This is a genomic window from Nocardia sp. NBC_01377 (assembly GCF_045040005.1).
Taxonomy (GTDB): domain Bacteria; phylum Actinomycetota; class Actinomycetes; order Mycobacteriales; family Mycobacteriaceae; genus Nocardia; species Nocardia noduli.
Genome location: NZ_CP109566.1, coordinates 7,911,817 through 7,924,555, shown reverse-complemented (window position 1 = coordinate 7,924,555; position 12,739 = coordinate 7,911,817). Strand labels below are relative to the sequence as shown.

10 protein-coding genes and 1 riboswitch are annotated in these 12,739 nt (G+C 71.1%); of the genes, 7 read left to right on the top strand and 3 right to left on the bottom strand.

Features of this window, described 5'->3' with window-relative positions; genetic code table 11:
• Window positions 1-2 precede the first annotated feature (2 nt).
• A complete protein-coding gene (locus OG225_RS36435; protein ID WP_405179258.1) occupies window positions 3-1,181 on the bottom strand; it encodes an endonuclease/exonuclease/phosphatase family protein in 1,179 nt (392 codons plus the stop codon).
• Window positions 1,174-2,529 carry a glycosyltransferase 87 family protein gene (locus tag OG225_RS36430; protein WP_405179257.1) on the bottom strand — a complete coding sequence of 452 codons (1,356 nt, stop codon included), beginning with the start codon at window positions 2,527-2,529 and terminating at the stop codon, window positions 1,174-1,176. The genes OG225_RS36435 and OG225_RS36430 overlap by 8 nt, the downstream gene beginning before the upstream one ends.
• A gap of 253 nt (window positions 2,530-2,782) precedes the next feature.
• Between OG225_RS36430 and OG225_RS36425 the strand changes: the two genes are divergently transcribed.
• A complete protein-coding gene (locus OG225_RS36425; RefSeq protein WP_054814835.1) occupies window positions 2,783-2,998 on the top strand; it encodes a heavy-metal-associated domain-containing protein in 216 nt (71 codons plus the stop codon).
• 307 nt (window positions 2,999-3,305) lie between these two features.
• Here OG225_RS36425 and OG225_RS36420 read toward each other — a convergent pair whose 3' ends face one another.
• The gene (locus tag OG225_RS36420; RefSeq protein WP_405179256.1) at window positions 3,306-4,481 is read right to left on the bottom strand and encodes an acyltransferase family protein; all 1,176 of its coding nucleotides are present in this window, start codon (window positions 4,479-4,481) and stop codon (window positions 3,306-3,308) included.
• 248 nt (window positions 4,482-4,729) lie between these two features.
• Between OG225_RS36420 and OG225_RS36415 the strand changes: the two genes are divergently transcribed.
• The 6 genes from OG225_RS36415 (at window position 4,730) to OG225_RS36390 (ending at window position 12,498) form a co-directional block, all read left to right on the top strand.
• Window positions 4,730-5,986 carry a heavy-metal-associated domain-containing protein gene (locus tag OG225_RS36415; protein ID WP_405179255.1) on the top strand — a complete coding sequence of 419 codons (1,257 nt, stop codon included), beginning with the start codon at window positions 4,730-4,732 and terminating at the stop codon, window positions 5,984-5,986.
• Window positions 5,983-7,416, top strand: coding sequence for a decarboxylase (locus tag OG225_RS36410; RefSeq protein WP_405179254.1), 1,434 nt, complete (start codon window positions 5,983-5,985; stop codon window positions 7,414-7,416). Before OG225_RS36415 ends, OG225_RS36410 begins: the two co-directional genes overlap by 4 nt.
• On the top strand, window positions 7,386-8,717 hold the full coding sequence (locus OG225_RS36405) for a pyridoxal-phosphate dependent enzyme (protein WP_405179253.1): 1,332 nt from the start codon (window positions 7,386-7,388) through the stop codon (window positions 8,715-8,717). Before OG225_RS36410 ends, OG225_RS36405 begins: the two co-directional genes overlap by 31 nt.
• Before the next feature lie 72 nt (window positions 8,718-8,789).
• Window positions 8,790-9,500, top strand: a complete 711-nt coding sequence (locus OG225_RS36400) for a zf-HC2 domain-containing protein (RefSeq protein ID WP_405179252.1) — start codon at window positions 8,790-8,792, stop codon at window positions 9,498-9,500.
• A gap of 74 nt (window positions 9,501-9,574) precedes the next feature.
• On the top strand, window positions 9,575-10,096 hold the full coding sequence (locus OG225_RS36395; protein WP_405179251.1) for a zf-HC2 domain-containing protein: 522 nt from the start codon (window positions 9,575-9,577) through the stop codon (window positions 10,094-10,096).
• Complete coding sequence (locus OG225_RS36390; RefSeq protein ID WP_405179250.1) at window positions 10,093-12,498, top strand: heavy metal translocating P-type ATPase; 2,406 nt, start codon at window positions 10,093-10,095, stop codon at window positions 12,496-12,498. The genes OG225_RS36395 and OG225_RS36390 overlap by 4 nt, the downstream gene beginning before the upstream one ends.
• Window positions 12,482-12,624: riboswitch (cobalamin riboswitch) on the top strand. (Overlaps the previous gene by 17 nt.)
• The last annotated feature ends 115 nt before the right edge of the window (window positions 12,625-12,739 follow it).

Sequence of the window (12,739 nt, the reverse complement as noted above, 5' to 3'; positions counted from 1 at the left end):
GATCACCGCGATCCGGGCCGTCGCCGTGTTCGCGACACTCGATCCGCGCGAGCACGGCGACGCCGTCGGCGGTGATTCCCGCCGATCAGGACCCGTGCGAGGACCGAGCGATGGTCGGAGCCGGGAACAACGACGGTGCGCACCGATTCCGCGGCGCCGGCCGCGACGAGGACGTGGTCGATCCCGATGATCGGCCCCCAGCGCCGATCGGCGGGGAAGGTGAGCTGCGGGCCGGCGCCCGCCAGGTCGGCGGCCTCACCGAAACGTCCTCCCAGCAGCGCGCGGAACGCGGCGTGGTCGCGTGTCGCGTTGAAGTCGCCGCCCGCGACGGCGGGTGTCGGCGCGTTCGCGAGTATGTCCCGGATCAGGCCCATCTCGATCCGCCACGCGCGGTAGTCCTGTGACGGCGGAACCGGATGAAAGGCGAAAACGGGTAATGGTCCCAGCAGCGGATGGTCGAGGACCGCGCCGAGGTTGGCCATGACGAAGCCGTCGAAGCGCTTCTCATCGCGCATCGGGTACCGGCTGTAGATGCCGGATCCGCTCGCTCCCCCGCCGGGGCGCAGGTAGTGGTAGGGCAGTTCCGTGTCGATCCCGGCGGCGCTCAAGCCTGCGACCGCCTGTCCGGTCAGTTCCTCCACCGTGAGCAGGTCGGCCTTGTTCTCCCGCGCGGTCGCCGTGATCACATCCGCGTCGGCCGCACCGTAGAGCAGATTCGCCTGAATCACCACGAACGGAAGGCCGCCCGGATGCCCATCCGCGACGAACAGCGGCAGCTGGGTCCACGCCCCGCCCAGCAGCACCGCCAGTGCGACGAGCACGGCCCGAAACCGCCGGGCGATCGCGAACAGCACCAGCCCGATGCCGGAACCGAGCATCAGGTATGGCGCGAACGAGGCCAGCAACACCGCCGAAAAGCGCTCGGATACACCGTAGTACAGTGCGACTCCGAGTGCCGCGGCAGCGGTGGCGGCCCAGCCGGCCGTCGTGAGCAGCCGTGCGGCCCATCCGCCGCGACGGCGACTCCGCGGCGGGCGCGCACGATCGGGTTCATCCGCCGGGCCACTCGAGGCGGACGGTTCGGGCGGGCACACCCCCGCGCGGGGGATCGCCTCGTCACCGGCCTCGCGCGAATCCCCCGGCTCCGCGCTGTCGGTGTCCCCCGAGCGCGTCTCACCCATCGGATCCAGCCGGGCCCGAGGGCACACCGCGGGCCGCTGTCGACCGGCGGTCTCCTTCCCCGGAGACAGCCGTCGCACGGTGGTCCGCCCGCCCGATGACAGACAAGGCCAGCAGAGTGGTGAGCAGGCCGATCGGATAGGCGGCGCCCGCCACCGATTGCCACAGCGGCCGTGCGTAGACATAGTTCGACCGCTGCACGAACAGCAACACCTCGATCACCGGCCCGGCCAGCCCGATGAACCACAGCACGACCAGCGCGCGGGCGAAGCGCCCGTCGCCGAGCGGACCCGTGCGCAACCACATCAGCAGGGGAACCAGCCAGATCCACTGGTGCGACCACCCCAGCGGGAACAGCGCCGCCGCGACCGCGGCCGGAACCCAGATCAGGACCACTCGATCGTGTCGGAACCGGGCGACGACCAGCGCGGCCGAGCCGATGAGCAGCGCCGCGCCCGCGATCCAGAGAGGGCCGAATCCGACATCGCCGCCCGCGAAGCGACTCAGCGCCGCGCGCAGGGACTGGTTCGCGACGGTGGCGACACCACCGACCCGATCGGCGCCCTCCATGATCACGCCACCGAGGAAATAGTCCCGGCTCTGGCCGGGAAAGACCACCCAGCCCACCGTGATCGGCACGACCGCACCGGCGCAGGCCCACAGCAGCCTGCCTCGCCCTCGGGAGCCCACCGCGGCGAACGCCGCCACCGGCACGATCTTGGCGGCGGCGGCCGGTCCGGCGAGTACACCGGCCACCGGTCGCGCACTCCACACCGCCACCACGACCGCACACAACAACAGCAGCGACAGCTGGCCCTCGTACAAGCAGTGCCGCACCGGCGCGATCCACAACAGACCCGCGCTCCACCATGCCGCCGAACTCAGCAGATGCGGGTCGCGCACCGCGCTCCGACCGCTGAGCAGGCTCGACAGCAGAAGGACGCTCACCACCAGCGCCGTCACACCCGCCACCGTCCACAGCACCGCGACCAGCGCGAACGGCAATACGCTCAGCGGCGCGAAAGCCAATGCCACCCACGGCGGATAGAGATAGGGAATGGTGACCGACCCGTCCCCGGTGCGAGTGACCGCCTCGTACAGTCGCCCGTCGGCGGCCCAGCCGGGCGCTGACACGAATACCCGCAGGTCGCCCAGGTAGTAGTCACTCGCGGTGACGATCAGGAAGACACCCATCGCCGCGACGGAGAGCAGCAGGGCACCCGCGGCCAGGACCGCTCGCCGCCGGTCCGCCGCCGGATCGGTGAGCACATCGCCGATCCGGTGTGTCGTCGGGTCGGCCGGTCGCGGCGCGGGTGCGCTCGGACCGCCGTCGGCATCTGTGTTCGTCATCGAGACCTCTCGTCACGAGGTGACCGTCACTCAGAGGTCGTCGAAGGACGGCCCGCGGTTCCCGTCGATGAGCAGGCCCCAGCCATCGCGGAACCGCCGCGTCCGCCGAACGTGGCGACCGACGGGTTCGGCGGCCTGCCGGAGCCGCGATACCGGGCATCCCGCCGGCAACCGCAGTATCATCGGTAGTCGCGGCCTCGCCGCTCGGCGATCACCGCACCGGAACGTCCAATTCTCTGATGACGGGAGTGTCGTGTCCGAAACCAAGTTCGCCGTGGATGGTCTGCATTGCCAGGGATGCGTCGGGACGGTCGAGAAGGCGATTTCGACCATTCCCGACGTCCACCGCGTGAGCGTCGACCTCGATATCGAGGGATTGTCGCAGGTCACCGTGGACGCCGATCACGAGCTCGGCGCCGAGGAGATCCGCCGCGCGCTGCGCAGCGGCGGGAATTTCACGTTGGTCTGAATCGGCACGTCATCGGCGCGACAGCCGCACGGCGCGCGCCGATGACGGGTGCCGGTGGACTTCGCCGCGTGCAGCCGCATCTCCCCCGCTTCGGCCACAAGTCCGCGGCGGGATCGTGGATCGCTTGCCGGCCTTTCATCACACCGGTTTGACACGCCGCGAAGTCCGCGGGGAGTCGACGGGCGGCACAGGACCACCGGCGCCCGATCGAACTCCCTCGGTGATAGTCGCGGCGCGAGGGCTCCCGGTTCCCTCGGAATCGAGCCGAATCCGGTCGACCGGCATCCGAATGCCGCAGAGCCCGAGGTCAATCGCGCATCCGGCGTTCGCGCGCCCCGAACGGCCCGCGGGTGGTCCGGCGACCGTCGAACAGCCATGACAGCACCGGCACGCGCGACACCACCGCGTAGACGACCAGCGACCCCGACAGCGCGCCGACGATGATCACGGCGTACTCGATCAGCGGCGGCAACGCGGGTTCGAGCAGCAGGTACGCGATGGACAGAATCAGGCTGTTGTGGAAGACGTAGACGACCATCGCGGCATCCGCGGCGCGCGCCGCGACGGCGTTCACACCCGATGCGAGTCCGCGCATCGTGGTGAACACCACCGCGGTCATTCCCGCACCGACCACCGGGACGAGCAGGTGGTGCGCGCAGCTCGCGAGCGCCCCGCCGCGTTCGGCGAGCGCGGCGCTCGCGGACGCCGCCGCACACCAGGCGAGTCCGTGCGAGGGCGGGCACCGCTCGAAGCGCCGCAGCAACTCCGGCCGCGACCCGAGTGCGACACCGACCACGAAGGACGGCGCGTAGATCACCAGTAGCTGGAGGTTGACCAGGCCGAAGGCCACGTTGTCGAGACCGGTCACCACCGTCGCCGCCCACCCCGCCGCCACCAGCAGACCGGCCGTCAGCAATATCGCGGCCTCCCGGTGACGGGCCGCGGTGACCCATCCGAGGAGGTGTTCCACCCGGGCGAGAACCCGTTCCCGGCCGAAGCGGGCGAACGGCGCGGCGAGTGCGAGCCCGTAGAGGAACAGATTCATCAGGAACCACAGCTGGAACACCCACAGTGACGGCTGGGCCAGCAGCCCGCGCCAGCGCTCGGCCGTGTCCGCGTGCGGCCCGGTGGTCGAGGCGATCAGCCACAGTTGGGGCGGGCCGAGCACGAGCACACCGGCGGCGAAGGGCACGAGCAGTCGCCGCGCGCGCTGGGCGGTCCACGCTCGGGCGTCGTGCCGCCGCAGCGCCGAGATGGCGAAATACCCCGCGATGGTGAAGAAGGCGGGCATACGGAAGGTGTGCACGAATCCGGCGACCGCCGACACCACCGGGTGGATGCCGTCGCCCGAGTACCACGGCAGGCCGTGATAGACGAACGCCGCGTGGAACGGGATGCCGAGGAACATCAGGATCGCGCGCGTCGCGTCGATCCACGGCAGCCGCGCGCGCCGCTGCTCCTCGGTGGCCGGATCGCCGGTCATCGCTGGTCGGCGCGGAGCGGTGGCGCGGAGCGGACTAGCTGATCCCTCATGGGCGAGTAGTCGCGGCACCGGGTCGAGCGGTTCCCGGACAAGGATGCGCCCGTGGTGGACTCACGTTCGCGGCGCCGTAGCGGTGCGGTGCGCGAAGGATCGCGACAGCGGCGAACCCCGGCTATCGTTGATAGCGCATGGGTCTCACCGGTCGCGACCGTGTCGAGATCGCCGTTCGCTCGGGAAAGGGAGTTCCGATGAGTGACGACGCCATCGCACACTACGACCGCGCCACCGCATCGCGCGTGCTCGCCGAACTGGGGGGCTCGGATCGCTTCCTGGCCGAGGTGGACGTGCCCGCGACCCTCGTCGAATATCACGCTGTTCCCATGGAATTCGACGGTGACGAGACGCTGACCCTGTCCCAGCGCCTGTATCTGGAACGGTTCATGCGTCCGTGCCGTCCCGAGGAGGTCACCTCGGCCACGCACCGAGTGACCTGGCTCGATGAGGACGGTGTCGCCAATACCGGGCATTTCCACGCCGACGGTCTCGGGCCGATCGTCCCGATAGCCGCGCGCGGCGCCTGTCTCGCGCTGTCGCGTGCTCTGCGCGCCGATTCCGGCTTCCGCGACCGCGCGGCCGCGCTGGATCGGGACGCGCGGATCGTACTGGCCGCCACCACGACCGATCAGGAGCCCGCCGACATCTTCCGCGTCGGATTCGAGGCGACCGCGCGGGCGCTGGCGCAGCACGCCCTGCTCGCCCACCGCACCCCGCATCGGTCACCGATCGATTTCGCGGTGGCGATGCGGGATTCGGGTCTGTTCACCGCCGTCGCGACGCGCTGGTTCTGGGAGTTGCAGGCATCCACCTACCGGCGCGGGATGATCCCGGTGACGCTGGACGCCGATCCCGGCGGCAGGCTGCGCTACAGTCCACGGTCGATAGCGACACTGCGAGCGATGAAGGACGCCACCATCGCCGACGCACACACCGTCATGACCAGGGCCCGCACCGTCGAAGGTCTCGACACCGAAGAAGCCATCGCCAAATACCACGACGAACTCGACCTCGTTTCCCGCCAGTACGCGCTGCTGGCGCCCGGCGCGCGCCCGGTCTGTCTCGCGAGCGTGCCCCATCGCGTCGGCACGACGACATTCACCCTGCTGCCGCTGGTGGTCGAACGATTCGTCGAGGCGTTCGCCGTGGCGGTGCGGCGCTGCGAGATCCGCGCGCGGACACCCGAGGCGGACCTGACCGACGACATGGGCGCGCGGACCTCGTTCGCGGTACCGGACATGAACTGCAAGCATTGCGTGCTCACCATCGGCTCGGTACTCGCCTCGATGGACATCGTCGTGCACGAGATCGATCTCGACCGCAAGACGGTGCGCGCCGAATTCCGCAGTCCGCGCAACCGGGAACGCGCCTTCGCCGCGCTGCGCGACAGTGGCTACAACCCGGTCGCCGCCGTGGGGGAACCGACGCCGACCGCGAAAACCGCGGGATGACACCACCATCGATCCCGGCGGCGGTCGCTCCCCTGGTCGGACAGTATCTGGATACCGCCGTCACCGCGCTCGCCGCAGAGCACGGCACGCCACTGCACGTGGTGTTCCCACAGGTCTTCGCCGACAACCTCCGCGAGATCCGCACCGCACTCGACACCCGCGCCGTCGAGCACCGGATCTTCTACGCGCACAAGGTGAATCGGTCCCGCGCGTTCGCACGCGCGGCGTTCGAGGCAGGCATCGACATCGACATCGCCTCCCCCGGCGAATTCGACAACGCCCTCGCCGCGGGCTTTCCCGCCGACCGCATCGAAGCCACCGGTCCCAAAGGCGAGAGCTTTCTGCGGCGGCTCATCACGACCGGGGTGACGGTGAACGTCGACAACCTCTGGGAGCTGGAACGGATCGGTCAGCTCGCGGAGCGGCCGGTGCCGGTTTTGCTGCGGGTCGGCGACATTCCGGGGACGGCGACGAGCCGATTCGGGATTCCGCTGTCGCACCTCACGCGCGCGTTCGACATCCTGGACGCGGTGGGCTCGCGAATGATGTTGCGGGGCTTGTCGTTCCATCTCGACACCGCCGACGCCAGGGACCGGCTGCGCGCCGTCGCCGCATGCGCCGTACTGCTGGAACAGGCGTGGAGCCGCGGATTCGAACCGTCGGTGCTCGACATCGGCGGCGGACTGCGTCAAGTGTTCACCGCCGACGCCACAGGTTTCGACACCTACACCCGCGCGCTGCGGGAATCCCTCGGCGGACGAGGGCGCCGGATGGCCTGGGCCAATGCCGCTTTCGGCTACCAGGTCGAGGGCGACACGGTTCGCGGCACCCCGGTCTTCCACAAGTACGGCAATACGGTCCCGCCCGCCGCAGCGCTGGGCGAACTCCTCGACACGCCGGTGCCGGGACATCGCAGGTCACTGTCGGCGCTGCTGTCGGACAACATGCTGCAATTGTGGCTCGAGCCGGGCAAAGCGCTGGTCGATCGCGCGGGGATCACGGTGGCGTCGGTGGAGTTCACCAAAGAGCTGGCCGACGGCACGATCCTGGTCCATCTCGATATCAGCCGGGACACGGTGACGCCCGCCGACCAGGAGGTACTCGTGGACCCTCGGCTCGTCGCGATCGGCCCGCCGCCGGCGCCCGAGCCCGTCGGGGTGTTCCTGGCCGGACGACTGTGCCTGGAGCGCGATATGGTCAGCAATCGCGCCGTGCGGCTGCCGTTTCGCCCGCGCGCCGGTGATCTGCTGGTCTTCGCCAATACCGCGGGCTACAACTCCGACCTGTCCGCCGCGTCCGCGGGTCTGCATCCGCTGCCGCCCAAATTCGCGGCCGCGCGCGGACCGTCCGGATTCGTCGTCGTCCCCGACGCCGAGTATCGACCCGTCGAGGAGGAATCGTGCGCCCGCACGACAGCATCACCGAACTGATCGGCAACACTCCCCTGCTGCGCCTCGATCCGGCGGCACACGGCATCGAGGGAGTAGTTCTGTTCGCGAAACTGGAGTCGCACAATCCGTTCGGGTCGGTGAAGGATCGCGCCGCGTGGGGCATGATCCGCGACGACCTCCCCGCGATCCGGGCGCAGGGCCGCTCGTTGCTCGAAGCGTCGAGTGGCAACACCGCCAAGGCGTTACGGGTGCTCGGCGGGCTGCACGGCATCGAGCTGCGCGCGGTCACCAACCGCATCAAGGTCGGCGAGGTCCGCGACATGCTGAAGCTGCTCGGCACCGAGATCGTCGAGCTGCCGGGGCTCTCGGAATGTCCCGACCCCACCGCACCCGACGACGTGTCCTCGGTGATCGCGGCGACCACGGCGAAAGAACCCGGCCGCTGGTACCACCCGTCGCAGTACACCAACGAGCGCAACGTGGAAGCACACCATCACGGGACCGGCCGCGAGATCCACGAGTCACTGGCCGCGGCGGGCATCGACCGGGTCGACTACGTGGTCGGCGGTCTCGGCACCACGGGATCGACGCGCGGCGCCGCGTCGTATCTGGCCGAACACAATCCCGGGCTGCGGACCATCGGGGTGGTCTCCGCGCGCGACGACTTCGTCCCCGGCATCAGGTCCGAGACCGAGATGTGGGATGTCGGGCTGTTCCGGCCCGACTTCTACGACCGCATCGTCGCCGTCGACGCCGATACGGCGGTGGACGCGACGCTGACGTTGGCACGGCGGCACGGTGTGCTGGCCGGTCCGACCTCGGGCGCGTCCTACGCGGCGGCCCTGGACGTGCTGCGCCCCGCCGCCGCGGCGCTCGGCCCGCACGATCCGCCGCTCGTCGCGGTGATCATCGTCTGCGACCGGCTCGAACCGTATCTGTCCTACCTGCGGGCGCGCCGCCCCGATGTCTTCGACGACGAACACCGTCCGCCGCCGCCGCATCCTCGTGAGCTGGCCGCGGTCGGGCGCCTGACGCCAGAGGCACTCGACGAGGCCGACCGAAACCAGCGGATCACCATTGTCGACACCCGCGGCGCCATGGCCTATCGGGTGGCCCATATTCCGGGAGCGGTCAACGTCCGCGACGACTTCCTCGAGGAGATGGCGCGGCAGCAGATACCGTTCTGCCGTTCGCGGCCGTTGGTCTTCGTGTGTCCGGTGGGGCGGGTGTCGCAGCACTTCGCGGTGTTGGCGCGACGCGCGGGCTACGACGCCTACAGCCTCGCGGGCGGCATCGCCGCCTGGCGCGAAGCCGGACTCCCGTTGGAACGCGGGCGATGACCCGGCCGCCCGGCGGACGGCGAACGGGGGTTCGGCGGCCCCGATGACGCGGCTGATGCGAGAATCGGCGCCGTGGAATGCTCGGTCGCGCGAGAGGCACTGTCGGCTCGCCTTGACGGTGAAGCGCAGGCGGTGCCGTCGGCCCGTGTCGATGAACACCTCACGACCTGCGCGGGATGCCGGAGCTGGTACGACGCGGCGGAGCAGGTGACACGGCAGGCTCGCCTCGCCCCAGCGCCGCCCGTTCCCGATCTCACCGAGCAGATCCTCGCCGCCGCACCCGCGCCGCGCCCGGCGCGGCCGATTCGGCTCGTATGGCGGGTTCTGCTCGGCATCGCCGCGGCGGCCCAGATCGCGGTCGCGCTCGCTCAGGCGTTCGGCGTCGATTTCGGGATGACGACCATGGACGGACATCCGGCTCCGATGGCGACCCACCTGCTGAACGAGAGCACCGCGTGGGCGGTCGCCCTCGGAACAGGGTTCCTCTTCGCGGCGGCGCGTCCCGCCACCGCCGAGGCAATGCTGGCGGTCGCCGCGGCCTATCTCGTCGTCCTCGGCGGTTATGTCACCGTCGACTGGGTCGAGGACCGGCTCACCGCCGCTCGACTGGCATCGCACTCGGTAGCGCTGATCGCAGTCCTCGTGCTCGTGCCGGTCGCGCGGTCACGGCGACACACCAGCGCGTCACGACCGCACGAGGGTCGAGTATCCAGGCGACAGAGCACCGAATCCGGGTCCGGCACAGGCGGCACCGGCGCGGCCACCCGCGGGTCCGCGGCGTGACCCGCGCCGCATCCCCCGGCGCCGACTCCGGTTACCCCAGGAACCACGGAGCCGTCGCTCGCGACCACTGCGGTATGGAGTGCGAAACGGCACGGGAAGCGGCATCGGCACTGCTCGACGGCGAACAGGCTGCCGTCCCCACGACACGGTTGCACGCGCACATCGAACGATGCCCCGCCTGCCGCACCTGGCGCGACCTGCTCACCGGAATCGACGCGGCGCACGGTGCGGGCAGCCCACCCGACGTGCGGGCGCCGAGCGCGGCGCCCGCGGACGACGTGGCGATCACCCGGCCGCGAGGTCGCGCCATCGGTTCCGGCCGGTATCACGCGGGCACATCGATCGTCCACCTGGCGCTGTCCGTGGAGGTGGCGTTGCTGATGGTGGCGACAGGTCTGCCGCCGCTCATCGCCTCGATCGGGACGCCCGTCGCGCTCGCGTTGTCGGTCGCGACCCAGTGGGTGCTGAGGACGCGAGCGGCCCCGGCGCGCCCCGAAGACCTCGATCTCGCGATCGCCCTGCCGCCGCGCGCGGTGCCGGGACGCACCAGACCTCGTGTCGTGCCCGCGCCCGGCACCGCTCGACGCACCCGGTGACTGCGATCGGCACCCGCGACGACGCGGTGCGACGACACGTTCGACTGACCATCGATGGCATGACCTGCGCCGCATGCGCCGACCGGGTACGCCGCGCGGTGGAAGCGCTCGACGGCACGTCCGCGACCGTCGATCGGCTCACGGGCACCGCCGACATCGACGCACCACGGCGATACCGCACCGCCGATCTGTGCCGGGTCGTCGAAGCCGCAGGCTATTCCGCCGCCCCGCGCGGGACGGTCCCGGATCCCGTGGACGCGGGACATCCGGCGTCACCGTACGCCGCACCGCTGCGCCGCGCGTCGGCCGCGACCGCCGTCCTCGTCGCGGCATCTCTCGCGCAGGACACGATCGTCCCCGCGTGGTGGCCGTGGTCACTGCTCGCGGTCGCGGCGGCGTGCGTCGTCGGCACGGCTCACCCGATCCACCGGGCGGCATGGCGGGCCGCGCGGCGCGGGCACGCCACGATGGACACCCTCACCTCGTTCGGCCTGCTCGGCACCTTGGCCTACGCGGGCGCCGCCGCCGCGGGCGCGGTCGGCGCCGCGCAAGACTCCGCGAGCGGACGCTACGCGTGCGTCGCGGCGGCCGTGACCGCGGTCGCCCTCGCCGGACGCCACCTGGAACGACGGGCCGAGCAGCGGGCGGGCCGCGCGATCCGCGATCTCACCGCGCTCGTCGCGCGGAACGTGACGGTGCGCGGCATCGACGGCACGGAGACCGAGGCGCCCATCGACGCTCTCGCGGAGGGACAGAGTTTCGTGGTGCGCCCCGGGGAGGTCGTGGCGGCCGACGGTCTGGTCGTGCACGGCCGCTCGGCGATGGATGTGAGCGCGCTCACCGGTGAGACCGCTGTTGTGTCCGTCGGTGCGGGCTCGGCGGTGACGGCGGGCACGGTGGCCGTCGACGGCCCGCTCGTCGTGGAGGCGGCCGCGGTCGGCGAGGCCACCCGGTTGGCGCGGATGTTGCGTTCGATCGATCGCGCCCACACCTATCGCGGGGATTTCCAGCGTCTGGCCGACCGCGTCGCCGGGCGCTTCGTCCCCGGCGTCTTCGGTCTCGCCGCACTCGCCGTGATCGGATGGCTGCTGCTGGACGGTCCCCCGGCCTCGGCGGTCCGCGCGGGCCTCGCCGTCGTGCTGGCCGCCTGTCCGTGCGCACTCGGCCTCGCCACTCCGACCGCTTTGCTGGTCGCCTCCGGTCAGGCTGCCCGGCTCGGCATCTTCTTCAAAGGACAGCGCGGGCTGGAACAGGCCGCGGGCGGCGGCGTTGTCGTCTTCGACAAGACCGGGACCCTCACCGCGGGAGGTCCGGGCGTCGTCGCGGTACACCTCGGTCCCGGCATCGAGCGCGCACAGGCTCTGCGTGCCGCCGCCGCCGTCGAAGCCGTGTCACGGCATCCGGTGGCGGCGGCCATCATCGCGACGGCCCGCACCGACGACCTCGAGGTCGCGACGGCGAACCGGGTCACCGAACATCCGGGCCGCGGGGTGATCGGCGTCGTCGGGCACCGCCGGGTGGCGGTGGGGCGACCGTCGTTCGTCCGCGACCACGGGTTCGCGGTGTCCCCCGAACTGCGGGAGACCCTACGCGCGGAGGAGTATCTCGGACGGACGGCCGTCCTGGTCGCGGTCGGTGACCGTGCCGTCGCGGTCCTCGCGGTGGCCGAACAGGTCCATCCATCCGCCGCCTCGGCCGTCGCGCGCCTGCGCGCACTCGGGCTGCGCAGTGTGCTGCTCACCGGTGACAACCCGTTCGCCGCCCAGGAGGTCGCAGACCGGGTCGGGATCGAGGACGTGATCGCCTCGGTGATGCCCGAGGACAAGGCCGAGGTCGTCCGCGCGCTCCAGGACAGCGGCCGACATGTCACGGTCGTGGGTGACGGCGTCAACGACGGGCCCGCGCTGGCGGTCGCCGACCTCGGGATCGCGCTCGGCGCGGGCACCGACGTGGCCATGGAAGCGGCCGACCTCGTCATCTCGGGCCGCGACCTCACCCGGGTGCCGTACGCCATCGGCTTGGCCGCGGCCACACTGGCCACCATTCGGACCAACCTCCGGTGGGCACTCGGCTACAACCTCGTCGTCCTCCCGCTCGCCGTGGTCGTCCTCGACCCGCTCGGAGCCGCGGCCGCCATGGCGCTGTCCTCGATGTTCGTCGTGTCGAACAGCCTGCGGCTGCGCCGGTTCACCCTGCCGAACCTCGCGGACGGCCGCGACGCGCACCCCGGCGATGACGCGAGTGTGCGCGTGTCGCCGGGAATCGCCTGTGAGGGCGGGTTTCCCGACGATTCATCGGCTACGATCCCTGTGCGGCTGATTTGCCGGGACCGGCGGGAAAGCCGGGTCGGCGGCGGTCGGCACTCGTTCACCGAGATGCCGTCCGAAGGGAATCCGGTGTGAATCCGGAGCTGTCCCGCAGCGGTGTGCGGAAGCGACCACCATCGTCCGCGCGGCGAACCGGGTTCTCCCCGGAGCCCGCGGTCGGTCGACGTATCCGGCGATACGTCTCCGCTAGCCCGAAGACCTTTCAGCCCGTGCTGGACGCGCCGCGTCCAGGGGTGCATCGCCTCGCGGAATGGGCGCATGGCCGTTGTCGGTGCGCGCGCCGACCCGACCGAGCCGTCGCGGGCGGTGGACCGGT

Coding starts and splice junctions, on each gene's coding strand:
- OG225_RS36435 (WP_405179258.1), bottom strand. CDS start 1,181: ATGGGTGAGACGCGCTCGGGGGACACCGACAGCGCGGAGCCGGGGGAT.
- OG225_RS36430 (WP_405179257.1), bottom strand. CDS start 2,529: ATGACGAACACAGATGCCGACGGCGGTCCGAGCGCACCCGCGCCGCGA.
- OG225_RS36420 (WP_405179256.1), bottom strand. CDS start 4,481: ATGACCGGCGATCCGGCCACCGAGGAGCAGCGGCGCGCGCGGCTGCCG.
- OG225_RS36415 (WP_405179255.1), top strand. CDS start 4,730: ATGAGTGACGACGCCATCGCACACTACGACCGCGCCACCGCATCGCGC.
- OG225_RS36410 (WP_405179254.1), top strand. CDS start 5,983: ATGACACCACCATCGATCCCGGCGGCGGTCGCTCCCCTGGTCGGACAG.
- OG225_RS36395 (WP_405179251.1), top strand. CDS start 9,575: ATGGAGTGCGAAACGGCACGGGAAGCGGCATCGGCACTGCTCGACGGC.